We start from the raw sequence: 14,510 nt of genomic DNA on the forward strand, positions 1-14,510 counted from the left end.
CTTCAATCTGGCGTCGGCGCTACCCTAATGGCGTATTCGTTACGTTAGTCTTACAGCGGCGTAGGCTCAATGCAATGTTCCGCACAAGTGATCGGCGATCTTATGTGCGGAATCGCGCCAAGGAAGGGGACTTTTCCACTTGCTCACATCAAGCGGTCAGACAGTGCCGCTCTGAGCCTTGTCAAAGATCTCAAGTGCACCGTCTTTCGTGAGGGCGACCGGATTGCCGCCCGCCGTGGGATCGACAATGGCCATCTCCGCGATCAGGTCGCGCTTGCTGTCGTCGACATTGAGACCGGACAGTGTGTGCGGTACGTCAAGGTCGCCGCGCAACTTGAGCACGGCATCGAGCACCCCCTGATAGCCGCCCGGGATCCCGAGGAACCCGGAAAGCCGCTCGAATTTCTGTTCGATCGCCGGCCTGTTGAACTGCAACACGTAGGGCATGAAAACGGCATTGGTCATGCCGTGGTGGGTGTCATAGAGCGCACCGACCGGATGGGACAGAGAATGGATCGCGCCGAGGCCCTTCTGGAACGCGACGGCCCCCATGGCGGCGGCGCTCATCAGATGGCCGCGCGCCTCCAGGTCCGTGCCGTCGGCAGCGACCTTCGGCAGGTTCTCGAACACCAGGCGCATGCCTTCCAGCGCAATGCCTTCCGACATCGGATGGTACATCGGCGCCGAATAGGCTTCCAGGCAATGCGCCAGGGCGTCCATGCCGGTTCCGATCGTGATGAAGCGCGGCATGCCGACCGTGAGCTCCGGATCGCAGATCACGATTTCCGGCAGCATCTTCGGATGGAAAATCACCTTCTTGGTATGAGTTGCCTCGTTGGTGACGACGCCTGCCCGTCCGACTTCGGATCCGGTTCCGGCGGTCGTCGGCACCGCGATGATCGGAGCGATTCCGTCGGCATCCGCCCGGGTCCACCAGTCGCCGACATCCTCGAAATCCCAGATCGGCCGCGTCTGGCCGGACATGAAGGCAATCAGCTTTCCGGCATCGAGACCCGAGCCGCCGCCGAAGGCAATGACCCCGTCATGCCCGCCGGCCTTGAAGGCCGCGACACCGGCGGAGATGTTGCTGTCGACCGGGTTCGGCTTGACGTCGGAGAAGACCGCAGCCGACAGTCCGGCAGCCTTGAGGCTTGCAATGGCGTCGGCGACCATCGGCAGACCGGCAAGGCCCGGGTCGGTCACCAAGAGGGGATTGGTCATGCCGACCGCCTTCACGGCATCCGGCAGTTCCTTGATGCGGCCGGCGCCGAAACGGACGGACGTTGGATAGGACCAGTTGACGTTGGGAAGTGTGCTCATGGCGATCTCGTGTGTTCAAATTGAATGTCGTTCGTCGAAACGGGTGTTCGCGCGCGTGCGCGGGGCGGCTAACGATCCTCCGGTTTATCCTCCCGGCGCAGGCAGGGATCCAGTGCACCTCGGTGCAAGCGTTCACCGGTTCCGGAAACTGGATCCCGGCTGCCCGATGTGGCGCGGCCGGGATGGCAATTCAGAAGGCCGGCAGCGTGTCTGTGCCTTTTCTCCTGGCTCAATGGTCCACGCGGAAGTGGAACGATTTCGGCCGGGTCAGGTTGTGGAAGCCGATCTCGGAAAGCGCGGCACCCTTGCCGGTTTCCTTGACGCCGGTCCAGACAAGCGCCGGATCGAGATAATCGCAGCGGTTCATGAAGACCGTGCCCGTTTCGATCCTGTCGCCGATCTGCGCCGCGGCCTCGACGTCTTCGGTCCAGATCGACGCGGTCAGGCCGTACGGGCTGTCGTTCATGAACTGCAGCGCTTCCTCGTCGTCCTTCACCTTCATGATGCCGACAACCGGTCCGAAACTCTCCTCCCGCATCACCGACATCTGGTGGTTCACGTCGGTCAGGACCTGCGGTGCCAGATACGGCGTGCCGTCCTTGTTCTCCGAAAACGCCGACATGTCGATATGCGCCTTCGCGCCCTTGCGCAGCGCTTCGTCTGTCTGCTCGCGCACCCAGGCCGCGAACCGGGCCTGCGCCATCGGGCCAAGCGTGGTTGCCTCATCCAGCGGGTTGCCCAGCTGATACTGCTTCGTCAGATCGACAAAGCCGTCCACGAACCTGTCGAACTGGCTCTCATGCACGTAGACGCGTTCGATGCCGCAACAGCACTGACCGGCATTGTAGAATGCGCCGTCGACGAGATTGCCGATGGCATAATCCAGATCGGCATCGGCGCGCACATAGGCCGGATCCTTGCCGCCGAGTTCAAGACCGAGCGTTGCGAACGTGCCGGCCAGCGCCTTTTCGATGGCACGGCCACCGGCGACGGATCCGGTGAAATTGACATGATCGATCAGGCCGGAGCCGAGCAGCTTCTCGGTGCCCGAATGCGTCAGCACGATGTTCTGGAATACGCCCTTCGGCAAACCCGCCGTTTCAAAGGCCTGCGCAAGTCGCTCACCCACAAGCAGCGTCTGCGCAGCATGCTTGAGCACCACGGCGTTCCCCGCCATCAGGGCGGGCATAATCGTGTTGATCGCCGTCATGAACGGGTAGTTCCAGGGTGCGATCACCATGACGATGCCGAGCGGCACCCGCCGGAGGTAGCGCTTGAAGCCCGGCTTGTCAGTGCGCTCGATATCGGCCAGCGCATCCGCGGCGATGGAGGCGCAATATTCGGTGCGTTCGACCGTGCCGCCTAGCTCACCGCCATAGCGCACGGGACGGCCCATTTGCCACGCAAGTTCCGGCACGACATCGTCGTTCATCGCCTTCAGTGCTTCCAGCGCCTTCATGCACAAGGCAACGCGCTCGGCAATCGGGGTGGCCGCCCACCCGGCCTGCGCGCTCCTGGCAGCCGACACGATCTTTTCGACCGCAGCCTCGTCCAGCGCAGGACGCTCCGCATAAACCGACCCGTCAACGGGCGAGACCAGTTTGATCACATCTGACATTGTTGCCTCACTACATCCTCTTTGCGAGGTTTCTTCGATTGCGTTGTTCTTGAAGGTGCCCTCATCCTGAGGAGAACCGGAAGGTTCGTCTCGAAGGATGGGCCGCTTGTCCGGAACCTGCCGCCCATCCTTCGAGACAGCGCAAACGCGCTTCCTCAGGATGAAAGGATGGCCGGGGCGCCCTTCGTTTTGCTAGGCCCGTTCGAAACCCCGGGCGATTTCGTAGTCCGTGACCGCCCGGTCGAATTCCTCGATTTCCCATTCTGCTGCACGCGCATAGTGATCGATCACCGCATCGGAAAACGCTTCGCGCAGGAACTTCGACTTGCGAAGCGTGTCGCGCGCATCGCGCAGGGTGTGCGGGATTTCCCTGGCCCTGCGGTTTTCGTAGACATCGCCGGTTGTCGGCGGATCGAGCGGCAGCTTTTCTTCCAGTCCCTTGATGCCGGCGGCAATCAGCGCGGCCAGCGCGAGATAGGGATTGAGGTCCGATCCGCCGATCCGGCATTCCACCCGCAGCGCCTTGGTGCCTTCGCCGCACAAGCGGAAGCCGGCAGTCCGGTTGTCCACCGACCAGACCGTCTTGGTCGGTGCAAAGGTGCCTTTCTGGAACCGCTTGTAGCTATTGATGTAGGGCGCCAGGAAATAGGTGTAGTCCGGCGCATATTTGATCAGGCCGGCAAGGTAATGACGCATCATGTCCGACATGCCGAGCTCCGCCTTGTCGTCGCAGAAGACGTTGTTGCCTTTCTGATCGAACAGCGAATGGTGCACATGCGATGACGAGCCGACCTTGTCGCTGCGCCACTTGGCAAGGAAGGACACCGAGCGCCCCTTCGCCCAGGCGATCTCCTTGACCGCATGTTTTGCGATCGTGTGATACTCGGCCGTATCAAGCGCCGGTGCGTACTTGATATTGAGCTCTTCCTGCCCGGTCTCCGCTTCGCCCTTGGTGTTCTCCACCGGGATGCCCGCGCCGAAGAGACCGTTGCGGACCGGACGCAAGACGTCCTCTTCCTTGGTCGTCTGCAGGATGTGATAGTCCTCGTTATAGCCGGAAATCGGCTCGAGATCGCGGAAGCCCTCCTTGCGGATCTCGTCGAAACTCTTCTCGAACAGGAAGAACTCCAGTTCGGTCGCCATGATCGGCGTCAACCCCATGTCGGCGAGCCGGGCGACCTGCGCCTTGAGCATCGCGCGCGGCGAATGGGGAACGTCCGCGTGAGTGTGATGATCCTGTACGTCGCACATCACCATGGCCGTGGCTTCGAGCCAGGGAACCCTGCGGATGCTGGAAAGGTCCGGCTTCATCACGTAGTCGCCATAGCCACCCGACCAGCTCGTCGCCGCATAGCCTTCGACCGTATACATCTCGATGTCGGTCGCCAGCAGGTAGTTGCAGCAATGGGTCTCGTCATAGGCCGTGTCGACGAAATGCTGCGCGTGGAAGCGCTTGCCCATCAACCGCCCCTGCATATCGACAATACACGCAAGCACCGTATCAATCTCGCCGGATGAGACCAGCGTCTTCAGTGCATCAAAGGTCAGGTTGCCTGGCATTTTAGGGTTTCCGCAGGTTTATGTGAACGGTTCATCGGCACGAAAAGGTACGGCCCCGGAGAAACAGGTCTCCGGAGCCGGATTGGCGAGACTCAACCGAAGTTGTAGGGAGGTCCTGCCTGGTTGATTACCGAGTTGTATTCCTCGAAGATCGAGATGATCTTGGCCTGCAACTCGCCTTCTGCAGCAATCTCTTTCCAGAAATCCTTCGCCGCGTTTTCAACCTCGGCCCATTCGGCAGCCGGAACCGTGCGAAGCTGCAGCTTGTCGCCTGTTGCGCGCAGCCGTGCCTCACCGCCCCAGTACCACTGGTTACGATAGGTGTGACCGGCTTCAGTGGCAGCCATCACGAGTTGTTTCAGGTGATCCGGCAGGTCTGCCCAGCGCTTCTGGTTGACAAACCAGGAACCGATCCAGGCACCCGAAATGTTGTTGGTCAGGAAGTAGTCGGTCACGTCCGCCCAACCGACCGTGTAGTCTTCCGTGATGCCGGACCATGCCATCCCGTCGAGTTCGCCGGTCTGCACCGCAACTTCGGCATCTTCGTAAGGAATGGAGACCGGAACAACACCGAACTTGGACAGGAAACGGCCAGCCGTCGGGAACGTGTAGAGCTTCAGCCCTTCCAGATCCGCGACAGACTTGATTTCCTTCTTGGTGTTGAAGTTGCACGGGTCCTGACCTGCGGCGGAAATCCAGGACACGCCGACCTTTTCGTATTCCGACCGCCAAATGTCCGCAAGACCGTACTGGTTGAACAGCACGGGCACGTCCAGAATGTGCTTGGTCGCGAACGGGAAGTACCCGCCGAACTGACGCAGCGGCGTGGGCGACGCCATGGAATCGTCGTCTGAGTGAACAGCGTCGATGGTGCCGCGCTGGAGAGCCTGGAACAGTTCGCCTGTCGGAACGATCTGGTCAGCATAGAACAGTTCGATCTGCAGCTCGCCGTTGGAGGCGTTGTTGACGTAGTCCACCATCGGCTTCGTCACATGTTCGCCAAGCGCACCGCCGGCATAGGTCTGCAGCCGCCATTTGATCGGCTCCTGCGCCAGCACGGCAGGTGCCGCCAGCGTCGTGGCTCCGGCAGCAGCTGCTGTTCCCAAACCTGCGTTTTTCAGAAAATCACGTCTGTTAGTCATCACATGTTCCCCTTATTAAGTTCACGATCCATGCGGCCGGACCTTTTTCAGGTCCGCTAGAGTCCGCTGCTAAAAATCCGTTTCTTCCGGATCTTATCTTTATTGTCCCGTTTCTCGTTGTCATTTGCCATAGACCAGATTTGGCAGCCAAAGCGCGATTTGCGGGAAAAGCATGACCAGTGCCAGCGCCAGAACCATCACCAGGACGAAAGGTGTGATCGAGCCGTAGATGTCGCGAAGGGTGATGTCCTTTGGCGCCATCGCCCGCATGAGAAAGAGATTGTAGCCGAAGGGCGGCGTCATGTAGGCGATCTGGGTCGTGATCGTGTAGAGCACACCATACCAGATAAGGATGTCTCCGCGCGGCATGCCGAGATCCAGAGATCCAACAAGCGGAACATAGAGCGGCGCCACGATCACCAGCATCGCCGTGTCGTCCAAAAAGGTTCCCATGACAAGGAACGACAACTGCATCAGGATCAGGATCATCCAGGGCGACAGGCCGAGCTGTTCGGTAAAGAGGTTCTCGATCGCCTTGACCGCACCTAGCCCGTCGAAGACAGCGCCGAAACCGAGAGCCGCCAGGATGATCCACATGAACATGCAGGAAATGCCGAGCGTGTTCCTGAGACACAGGATCAGGATGTCCCACGTCATCCGCCGCTTGACGATCGAAGCGAGCAAGGCCGTCAGCGCGCCGACCGCCGAGGCTTCCACAAGGCTGGTTTTACCCATCACGAATGGCACCATCATGACCGCAAAGATGAAGAGCGGCAGCAGACCGGCGAGCAGAAGGACGTACTTGTTTTCCTGTGATGCATCGCGATCTTCGTCCGAAATCGCAGGCCCGAGCTCGGGCTGGATCCGGCATCTGATTGCGATGTAGACAACGAACAGCGCGGCCATCATCAGGCCCGGAACCGCACCTGCAAGCCAGAGCTGGCCGACAGGCGCCCGCGCGATCATGGCGTAAAGCACCAGGACGACTGACGGTGGCACAAGGATCCCGAGCGATGACCCGGCCTGGATCACGCCCGTGACCATGCGCTTGTCGTATTTCCGTTTGAGCAGTTCCGGCAGCGCGATCGTCGCGCCGATGGCCATCCCGGCAACGGAGAGGCCGTTCATGGCCGAGATCAGCACCATCAGCAGGATCGTTCCGATCGCCAGCCCCCCGTTGATCGGCCCCATCCAGACATGGAACATCTTGTAGAGATCGTCCGCGATCTTTGTTTCCGACAGGACATACCCCATGAAGATGAACATCGGCAGGGTCAGCAGCGGATACCACTTCATCAGCTTCATCGCCGCGGAAAAGGGAATGTCGCCGCCGCCGGTGCCCCAGAGCAGAATTGCAGCAATGGACGCGATCCCGCCGATCGCACCGAACACCCGCTGACCTGTCAACAGCATCAGCATCATCGACGAGAACATCAGAAGGGCGATCATCTCATACGACATCAGATCGTCTCCCCCTTGATGCGGGCAATATCCTTGAGGAATTCCGCAAATACCTGGAGTAGCATCAGGAAGAACCCGAGGATCATGATCAGCTTGACCGGCCAAATGTAAGGCCGCCACGCGGTCGGGCTCCGTTCAACGAAACCGAGCACTTCGTTTGCGGCGGACGGACCGCCCGTCAAAAAGGCCAGGATCAGATCTTTGTAGAACGTGAACGGCTCCTGGGTGAAATGTCCCAGCGAATACGCGAAGGAATTCAGCGCGCCATACATGAGGACACCGAGATAGAAGAGCAGCAGCAGCACCGTAAAGGCATCGAACCAGGCCTTTTTCTTATCGCTCCACTCGGCATACAAAAGATCCATCCGGACATTCGATCCCAGCTGGATCGAGTACGGACCGCCGAGAACGTAATAGGCGACCATCGCAAACTGGGCGACTTCAAGTGTCCAGAGCGAGGGTGAGAAGAAGGTTTTCGACATGGACGACCAGAGCAGGATGCCGGCCATGACGAAAACACCCCACATGATCACCTTGCCGAGACCGCGATTGAAGCCGTCGACGATGCGGACATAGACGCGTGCCGCCTTAAGCATCGGCACCTCCTGCAGCAAGCGGCCCGTCTGCAGGCGAGCCGGCATGCACCGCCTCGGCCAGCAGAGGCGCCAGAAGGTCTGCCCAGTGCGTTTCCTGATCCGGTGTGGTGATCTCGTCGTTCCGGATCTCGATCATCAGGCAGGGAAGCTGCCGGTCTTCGCCATGCCGGTGGATCGTGTAATAGACGCCGTCGGAAGGCGCGTAAGGCTCGTTGTCGCCCACTGTCAGGTCGCCAAGGGTTTCGAGGCCGGCAAGAACAGGTTCTGCAAGACTGCGGTCCCTGTCCGAGATCAGTCCGATTTCCCAGGGCCGGCTCCGGCCCTTGTAGACGGGCGTGAAGGAATGAACCGAGACCACGGCGGTAGCGAGCCCGCGTTCCCGCCGCGCCTCGATGACCTCGTCGATCGCCCTGTGAAACGGGCGGTGAACGAGATCGAGCCGGAAGGATTTCTCGTCTTCGGGCAGATCCCTGTTTCCGGAGATCTCCGTGGTCTCGCTCAAGCTCGGTATGAGATCGTCCCGGTCCTCGTCCCGGTTGCAATCGATGATCAGCCGAGAAATCGTGGTGTGCACCAGCGGCGAGTCGAGCCGGTCCGCAAGCCCCTTCGCGACACCCAGCGCGCCCGGATCCCACGAAATATGGGCGGATTTCTCCGTTTCGGTGACGCCGAGGCATTGATCATAGGGCGGCGGAAAATAGTTCGAGGCATGGTCGCAGACGAAAACGAACGCGCCTTCGCCGGCGGCGTTCTCGATCGCCACGGCCCCTGATGTCACGCCGTTCGCAGGGCTTTCACCCATTCCCCGTTCCCCTTGAAAATCCACGACCGTGATTTTGTAATGTTTATTACAGGATTGCCGCTTGATCCGAATTCTGTAATATTTGATACGAAGATTGGTGCCGCTGTCAAATGAAAATAACGATCCGCGGACAAAAGCAGGCCACACCTATGGAACGCCCACTCCTGGAAGACATTCGAGACCGTCTCGACGAATTCACGGCCACGGAAAAAAAGGCCGCGCACGCGCTGATGGCAAACTATCCCGTCCAGGGCCTGGGGACCGTTGCCCAGTTCGCGGAAGCCGCCGGCGTCAGTTCGCCGACCATTCTCCGTTTCATCGGCCGTCTCGGATTTCCGGGTTTCTCGGAGTTCCAGAAGAAGCTCAGAAGCGAGCTGGAAAGCCAGCTGAACTCGCCGCTCGCCCGCAGCGCCACGCTCGAGGCGGAACAGGGCGGCGACCCCCACGTCTCACAGCTGCTGGAAAATGTCAGGGAAACCTTCGAGAACCTCCCCAAGGGCGAGCTGGACGGACTGATCCGGCTCCTGTCGGACGAAAAACGCACGTTGCACCTGATCGGCGGCCGGTTTACCGACGGGCTCGCCCGTTACACGGCGGCGCATCTGAGGATCGTGCGCTCGGGCGTCAATCACATCGCCGGTCAGCAGGGCAACTGGCTGGATCAGCTGCTGGGGATGGGACCTCGGGACGTGGTCCTGATTTTCGACATCCGCCGCTACCAGACCGAGATCATCCAGTTTGCCGAGGCCGCCGCTAGGCAAGGAGCGACCGTTGCCCTGGTGACGGACAGCTGGATGTCGCCCGTCGGCCGTATCGCCAGCTTCGTGCTGCCCGCGCGGGTTGCCGTGCCCTCCCCCTGGGATTCCTCCCTTGCCCTCATGGCGATATCCGAAATCCTGATCGCTGGTGTTACCCGCGAAAACCAGCAGCGCGCACAGGAACGCATGCGGGCATTGGAAAGTTTGAGAAACGAGATCGATCCGACAACGGAAAGCCGCTCGTCCGGACCGGATATCTGACGCACCGCGCGGATGCCATAGTCGGAAAACGCTTCGTCCGGCATCGGTTTTTCACAACATTCGACAAGCCGCGGCGGCCTTTCAGGCGAGACTCATCTATACTTGGCAAGCGCCTGGCGATCGACGCCGGCCGCGACATCGAACCGCCGCTTCGACGCTCCCCGGATCTGGATGCGGCAGGAAGGGGCTGGAGCGATTTCTGTGAATGACACGCCGAATCACCCTGTCTTCAGACCGGGCATCCGGTCGACGCCCCGGGCTTTTATCCTGAGCGGGCGAAATTTATTGGTCCAGGAAAAACAGCACCCTGTGAAAGGCCGGTACTTCACGTTGCCCGGTGGAAAGCAGGAACCGGGCGAGGACCTCGTTGCCGCTCTGAAACGGGAATGCCGCGAAGAAATCGGTGCCGACATTTCCGTCTCGAAACTGGTGCATGTCGCTGAAGTCTATCGGGAAAAGTCCGGTGGTGCGGTATGCCAGCATCAACTCGATTTCATCTTCGCATGCAGTGTCCCCGACACCTACACGCCCCGGCTCGGTCCCGAACCCGATCCGCACCAGGTCGCCACATGCTGGATTACCGGTGAGGACGCCCGGCATCTGCGTCCGCTTTATGTCACAAAACTGTTTTCACTTGGCTGTAGGCGGAACGCCGAAGTCTATCTCGGATCATTCAATGACTAACATTCCAAAGACCATCCGGGAAAATCTCCATTTTCTGTGCTCGGAGATCGATGGCCAGTTGCTTCAGCTCGAAGCCTTCTTCAAAACGCCGACCATTGCGCATGCCAGGCGCATTCTGGATCGCGCCGGCTACGCCCATAATCTGAAGTCGCGCATTCATGCCGCCTGCATCCAGCATCTGGCGAACACCAATACGGGGAACCGCAAGCACCTGACGCTGCGCAGCGTGGAATTCATCGCGACCGATCTCCTCAGAATTGCCAATCTTGCCCGGTTGTCCCTTCGGCACGTCGAACGGATCGACACATTTGAAACGCTTGAGCCTGCCCGCTATCCGGCAGTGATCCGGCTCGTCCGCAGAGGCGTGTGCAAGATCGAAGAGGCATTTTTGGGCAACGACACCGAACAGGCAATCGAGATCGGCGAGCTGCAGAAGAAGATCGAGGCCGAGTACAGGAAACTGTTCAAGATCTACACGCGCGGCATGCGCGACCCGAAGCTGCGGCCCGCGGATATCGCAAACAGCCTCCTGGTGGCGAACGAGTTCCAGAGAATGGGCGAATCCCTCAAGACGATCGGCGAGGCGGTGATTTCCGCCAATATCGGGCAGGCCGTCAATCTGGAACGTTATTTTGCGCTGCAAAGCCTCATGTCGGATCTCGACACCAACGGTGCCGGGCTGAAAGTCGAAACGATAGCCGAAACCCGGTCGGGCAGTTCCATTTCCGCGATCAAGGACAGGAAAACGGAAACCGTCGCCGCCGTTTTCAAGGACGGCGAAAAAAACAAGCTCAAGGAAGAACGCGAAGGCGTGAAAAGCTGGCACGCGATCTATCCCGGTCTTGCTCCCAAGATCCTGTCCTATGAAAAACGCGACCAGTCCGCTGCTCTGTTGATCGAACATCTTCCGGGCATGACCTTCGAGCACATCGTCCTGAATGAACCCGCCGATCATTGTGAAAAGGCGCTGGCCTGCCTTTCCCGGACGCTGAAGGATGTCTGGAAACAGACCAGGACCAAAGAGCCCGCAGAACTCGGCAGCATGCAGCAATTGGCCAGACGCCTGGAAGAGGTTCGCCGGGTCCATCCGGAATTCAGGGACACGTCCATTCGCTTTGCAGGCCAGAAACTGAACTCTCTGGACAGCATTATCCGGGAAGCAACCCGGCGGGAAGCAGCGGTCTCCTCACCCTTTTCGGTCTATATCCACGGCGATTTCAATGTCGACAACATCATCTACGATCGGGACGAGAATCGCGTCCACTTCATCGACCTGCACCGGTCGCGCTACATGGACTACGTCCAGGACGTCTCGGTTTTCATGGTGTCGAATTACCGGCTTCAGGTCGTCGACCGCGAAACCCGCCAGCGCATCATGCTGGCATCGCTGACCCTCTACAAGGCGGCCAAGGCCTTCGCCCGCAAGCAGGGTGACGAGACATTCGAATTTCGCCTTTCGCTCGGGCTGTCGCGTTCCTTTGCCAGCTCCACCCGCTTCATTTTCGACAAGCAGCTCGCGCGGCGCATGTGGCTGAAAGCCCGGTATCTGATCGAACGCACCATCGCATGCCCCCCCGGTGAGGAAGCCAGGTTCCGGCTTCCCGTGAAGGAGATCTTCATTGACTGACCTGAAAATCGGCGTCATCGGAATCCCCGGCAAGTGGTCGACCGAAGTGCTCGCGGATGCACTGGAGCAACGGACCAGCTTCCGGGCCGTGATCGGCATGGCGGACGTCGCGCTTAATCTTGAGACACGGACCCTGAGAGCCGGAAACCGGAACCTCTGCGATCTTGATGGACTGGTGATCAAGAAGATCAGCGAGGAATACAGCCCGGCGACGCTCGACCGGCTCGAAATGCTCCGTGTTGCCGAAAGCGCGGGTGTCAGGATTTTCTCAAGGACGTCCGCGATCCTCGGGCTGGTCAATCGCCTGAGCTGCACGGTCACCCTGTCGAGCGCAGGCATCCCGATGCCGGCCACCTGCGTGACGGAAAACGAGGCGGAAGCGCTCGCGGCGGTAGAGCGCTACGGCAGCGCCGTGTGCAAACCGTTGTTCTCGACCAAGGCACGCGGCATGACGCTGCTCGACGCCGCGGCGGGAACGCCTGCGCTCAAGGAAGGCATTGCCGCCTTCAAGGCCGACAATCCGGTCATGTATCTCCAGCAGAAGGTGAACCTGTCCGGGCGGGACCTCGGCATGGTGTTTCTGGGCGGCCGATACCTCGGCACCTATGCCAGGGTCGCGCAGACGGACAGCTGGAACACGACCATCCATCACGGCGGAAAATACGAACCCTTCGACGCGGACAAAGACCTGATCGACCTTGCCCGGCGGGCCCAGGCACCTTTCGGCCTGGATTTCACGACCGTCGACATCGGCCTGACGGACACGGGGCCGATCGTCTTCGAAGTCTCTGCATTCGGCGGCTTCAGGGGGGCACTTGAAGGCGCATCGATCGATGCGGCGGGCCTCTATGCCGATCATATCATCGCAAAGGTGCGCGGATGAGAGAACTTTCGGTCCAGGACGTCATTGATGCGCTCGATCCGGTGCGCGCGACCAGGTCGTCCGATCCCGTGTGCCTCAGCGTCGGCGGCTATGTGATCGAAGTCCGGTGCACCTCGCCTGCACTCCTTGCCGAACTGCTCCGCTACTTTCAGCATGTCATCTCCGCGCCGGTGGAGCCGGATCTGACGGTCCATGTACTCGGCGAGGTGGAACTCCCGTTCGATATCGACTTTGCCGACTGGATGCGGGAGCCCGGAAAGACCGGCCGTAAGGACGCGATTGCCGACCTTGCCGGCGGGCGGATGGTCCTGAAAATCCGCACCGGCGTGCAGTTTCTGCAGTCGTCCGGCTGGGCCGTCGCCTTCGGACCGACCGAAGACCATCCCAACCAGGTCATCAACTTCATCAACACGCAGATCCTCAACAGGTTTCAGCGCGACGACTGGGTTGCCTGCCACGCTGCAGCCGTCCGGACGGCAGCCCGGGGCCTTGCCATTTCCGGTCTCTCAGGCGGCGGCAAGTCGACGGCAATGCTGCGCCTGATGGAAGTCGCAGGCACACGGTATGTGACCAACGACCGGCTGCTTGTGCGCAAGACGGGCACCGGCACGCAAGCCCTCGGCATCCCGAAGCTGCCGCGGATCAATCCGGGAACGATCGTCACAAATTCCCGCCTGGCCGGCCTGATCGACGAGGAGCGGGAAGAAGAGCTCAGGAACATGGAGCGGGACGAGCTCTGGCATCTTGAAGAGAAGTACGACCTCTTCATCGATGACATCTATGGTCCGGGACGCATTTCCCACGAAGCGCAGCTCACCGATTTCTGGGTCCTGAACTGGACACGTGACAGCCGCGCGCCGACCGCGGTGACAAAAGTCGATCTCCGGGAACGAACGGATCTTCTACCCGCCATCATGAAAAGCCCGGGACCGTTCTACCAGACGAAGGAAGGCCCGTTCTGGACGGACAGAACGCCCTTGGATGCAGACGCTTATCTTACCGCGCTGGAAGAGATCCAGGCGTGGGAAATAACGGGTCAGATCGATTTCGACGCGCTTTTCGACGCCGGAACGGCCCTACTGGGTGACACGCGATGAGCGCCCGGTTTGCCATCCTGCTGCGCCACGGCGCCTATCATCAAAAGCCAGGCGCTCCGAGCGCCCTGCAGCCATATGGCCTGACGGCGTCCGGGCAGGAACAGGCAAGGGCAGCCGCCGTTGACGTCCTGGATCTGGCTAAGACCGGAGGCTGGCAGATCGATCCGGAGATCGTCTGCTCGCGTCAGCAACGGGCGTGGCAGACGGCGGCAACGCTGGCAGCCGAACTGACCGCACGAAGCGGTGCACCAGTCCACGTTATCGAGGACGAAGCGCTCGCCGAGCGCAGCGTCGGTGCGTTTGCCAACCTGACAACTGCCGAAATCGAGGACATTCTTGCGCGGGACCCCAGATATGCAAGACCGCCGAAAAACTGGAAGTCCGACAGCCATTACAAGCTCCCGGCCCAGGGTGCGGAAAGCCTGATGGAGGCAGGCGCGCGTGTCGCCGATTGTCTCTCGTCCCACATGGACAGGCTGTCCGATGCCGAGGGCCCGATGGCCCGGATCTTCGTCGGCCATGGCGCCTCGCTGCGGCATGCCGCACATCACCTTGGCATCCTTGGCCTTGAAGACATCTGCCGCCTCAGCATGCATCACGCCAGGCCCGTGGTGCTGAAACGCGCACGGGACGGAACCTGGCATCACCACTGCGGCAGCTGGAAACAACGCCAGCCTCTCGAAACATCACTCGACTGACGA

13 protein-coding genes are annotated in these 14,510 nt (G+C 60.4%); 6 read left to right on the forward strand and 7 right to left on the reverse strand.

Translation table 11 applies throughout. The features are described from left to right. Nucleotides 1–156: 156 nt before the first annotated feature. From ACO07N_RS03005 to ACO07N_RS03035, 7 genes are all read right to left on the reverse strand, one after another. A complete protein-coding gene (locus tag ACO07N_RS03005; protein ID WP_421979608.1) occupies nucleotides 157–1,320 on the reverse strand; it encodes an iron-containing alcohol dehydrogenase in 1,164 nt (387 codons plus the stop codon). A 229-nt stretch (nucleotides 1,321–1,549) separates the two neighbouring features. Further along, a complete protein-coding gene (locus tag ACO07N_RS03010) occupies nucleotides 1,550–2,938 on the reverse strand; it encodes an aldehyde dehydrogenase family protein (RefSeq protein ID WP_421979609.1) in 1,389 nt (462 codons plus the stop codon). Between the two features lie 192 nt (nucleotides 2,939–3,130). Then, nucleotides 3,131–4,498, reverse strand: a complete 1,368-nt coding sequence (locus tag ACO07N_RS03015; protein ID WP_421979610.1) for a glutamine synthetase family protein — start codon at nucleotides 4,496–4,498, stop codon at nucleotides 3,131–3,133. Nucleotides 4,499–4,590: 92 nt separating this feature from the next. Next, complete coding sequence (locus ACO07N_RS03020; protein WP_421979611.1) at nucleotides 4,591–5,640, reverse strand: TRAP transporter substrate-binding protein; 1,050 nt, start codon at nucleotides 5,638–5,640, stop codon at nucleotides 4,591–4,593. Between the two features lie 120 nt (nucleotides 5,641–5,760). Then, nucleotides 5,761–7,101 (reverse strand): TRAP transporter large permease, encoded by a 1,341-nt coding sequence (locus ACO07N_RS03025; protein ID WP_421979612.1) that lies wholly within the window; start codon nucleotides 7,099–7,101, stop codon nucleotides 5,761–5,763. After that, nucleotides 7,101–7,697 carry a TRAP transporter small permease subunit gene (locus ACO07N_RS03030; RefSeq protein WP_421979613.1) on the reverse strand — a complete coding sequence of 199 codons (597 nt, stop codon included), beginning with the start codon at nucleotides 7,695–7,697 and terminating at the stop codon, nucleotides 7,101–7,103. The genes ACO07N_RS03025 and ACO07N_RS03030 overlap by 1 nt, the downstream gene beginning before the upstream one ends. Continuing rightward, complete coding sequence (locus ACO07N_RS03035; RefSeq protein WP_421979614.1) at nucleotides 7,690–8,499, reverse strand: N-formylglutamate amidohydrolase; 810 nt, start codon at nucleotides 8,497–8,499, stop codon at nucleotides 7,690–7,692. Before ACO07N_RS03035 ends, ACO07N_RS03030 begins: the two co-directional genes overlap by 8 nt. A 149-nt stretch (nucleotides 8,500–8,648) precedes the next feature. On the opposite strand from ACO07N_RS03035, the gene ACO07N_RS03040 reads away from it, so the two are divergent. The 6 genes from ACO07N_RS03040 to ACO07N_RS03065 all read left to right on the forward strand — a co-directional run bounded on the left by ACO07N_RS03040 (nucleotide 8,649) and on the right by ACO07N_RS03065 (nucleotide 14,507). Beyond that, on the forward strand, nucleotides 8,649–9,518 hold the full coding sequence (locus ACO07N_RS03040; protein WP_421979615.1) for a MurR/RpiR family transcriptional regulator: 870 nt from the start codon (nucleotides 8,649–8,651) through the stop codon (nucleotides 9,516–9,518). Between the two features lie 171 nt (nucleotides 9,519–9,689). After that, a complete protein-coding gene (locus ACO07N_RS03045) occupies nucleotides 9,690–10,202 on the forward strand; it encodes an NUDIX domain-containing protein (protein WP_421984371.1) in 513 nt (170 codons plus the stop codon). Further along, complete coding sequence (locus tag ACO07N_RS03050; protein WP_421979616.1) at nucleotides 10,195–11,829, forward strand: phosphotransferase; 1,635 nt, start codon at nucleotides 10,195–10,197, stop codon at nucleotides 11,827–11,829. Before ACO07N_RS03045 ends, ACO07N_RS03050 begins: the two co-directional genes overlap by 8 nt. Next, nucleotides 11,822–12,712 (forward strand): GAK system ATP-grasp enzyme, encoded by an 891-nt coding sequence (locus tag ACO07N_RS03055; protein WP_421979617.1) that lies wholly within the window; start codon nucleotides 11,822–11,824, stop codon nucleotides 12,710–12,712. Before ACO07N_RS03050 ends, ACO07N_RS03055 begins: the two co-directional genes overlap by 8 nt. Next, the gene (locus tag ACO07N_RS03060; RefSeq protein WP_421979618.1) at nucleotides 12,709–13,809 is read left to right on the forward strand and encodes an HprK-related kinase B; all 1,101 of its coding nucleotides are present in this window, start codon (nucleotides 12,709–12,711) and stop codon (nucleotides 13,807–13,809) included. The genes ACO07N_RS03055 and ACO07N_RS03060 overlap by 4 nt, the downstream gene beginning before the upstream one ends. Then, nucleotides 13,806–14,507, forward strand: coding sequence for a histidine phosphatase family protein (locus ACO07N_RS03065; protein WP_421979619.1), 702 nt, complete (start codon nucleotides 13,806–13,808; stop codon nucleotides 14,505–14,507). Before ACO07N_RS03060 ends, ACO07N_RS03065 begins: the two co-directional genes overlap by 4 nt. The last annotated feature ends 3 nt before the right edge of the window (nucleotides 14,508–14,510 follow it).

It is taken from the genome of Roseibium sp. (assembly GCF_965229775.1).
In the GTDB taxonomy this organism is placed as follows: domain Bacteria; phylum Pseudomonadota; class Alphaproteobacteria; order Rhizobiales; family Stappiaceae; genus Roseibium.

Excerpts from the sequence above, each read along its gene's own strand:
- ACO07N_RS03005 (WP_421979608.1), bottom strand. The coding sequence starts at position 1,320 with ATGAGCACACTTCCCAACGTCAACTGGTCCTATCCAACGTCCGTCCGT.
- ACO07N_RS03010 (WP_421979609.1), bottom strand. The coding sequence starts at position 2,938 with ATGTCAGATGTGATCAAACTGGTCTCGCCCGTTGACGGGTCGGTTTAT.
- ACO07N_RS03015 (WP_421979610.1), bottom strand. The coding sequence starts at position 4,498 with ATGCCAGGCAACCTGACCTTTGATGCACTGAAGACGCTGGTCTCATCC.
- ACO07N_RS03020 (WP_421979611.1), bottom strand. The coding sequence starts at position 5,640 with ATGACTAACAGACGTGATTTTCTGAAAAACGCAGGTTTGGGAACAGCA.
- ACO07N_RS03025 (WP_421979612.1), bottom strand. The coding sequence starts at position 7,101 with ATGTCGTATGAGATGATCGCCCTTCTGATGTTCTCGTCGATGATGCTG.
- ACO07N_RS03030 (WP_421979613.1), bottom strand. The coding sequence starts at position 7,697 with ATGCTTAAGGCGGCACGCGTCTATGTCCGCATCGTCGACGGCTTCAAT.
- ACO07N_RS03035 (WP_421979614.1), bottom strand. The coding sequence starts at position 8,499 with ATGGGTGAAAGCCCTGCGAACGGCGTGACATCAGGGGCCGTGGCGATC.
- ACO07N_RS03040 (WP_421979615.1), top strand. The coding sequence starts at position 8,649 with ATGGAACGCCCACTCCTGGAAGACATTCGAGACCGTCTCGACGAATTC.
- ACO07N_RS03045 (WP_421984371.1), top strand. The coding sequence starts at position 9,690 with ATGCGGCAGGAAGGGGCTGGAGCGATTTCTGTGAATGACACGCCGAAT.
- ACO07N_RS03050 (WP_421979616.1), top strand. The coding sequence starts at position 10,195 with ATGACTAACATTCCAAAGACCATCCGGGAAAATCTCCATTTTCTGTGC.
- ACO07N_RS03060 (WP_421979618.1), top strand. The coding sequence starts at position 12,709 with ATGAGAGAACTTTCGGTCCAGGACGTCATTGATGCGCTCGATCCGGTG.
- ACO07N_RS03065 (WP_421979619.1), top strand. The coding sequence starts at position 13,806 with ATGAGCGCCCGGTTTGCCATCCTGCTGCGCCACGGCGCCTATCATCAA.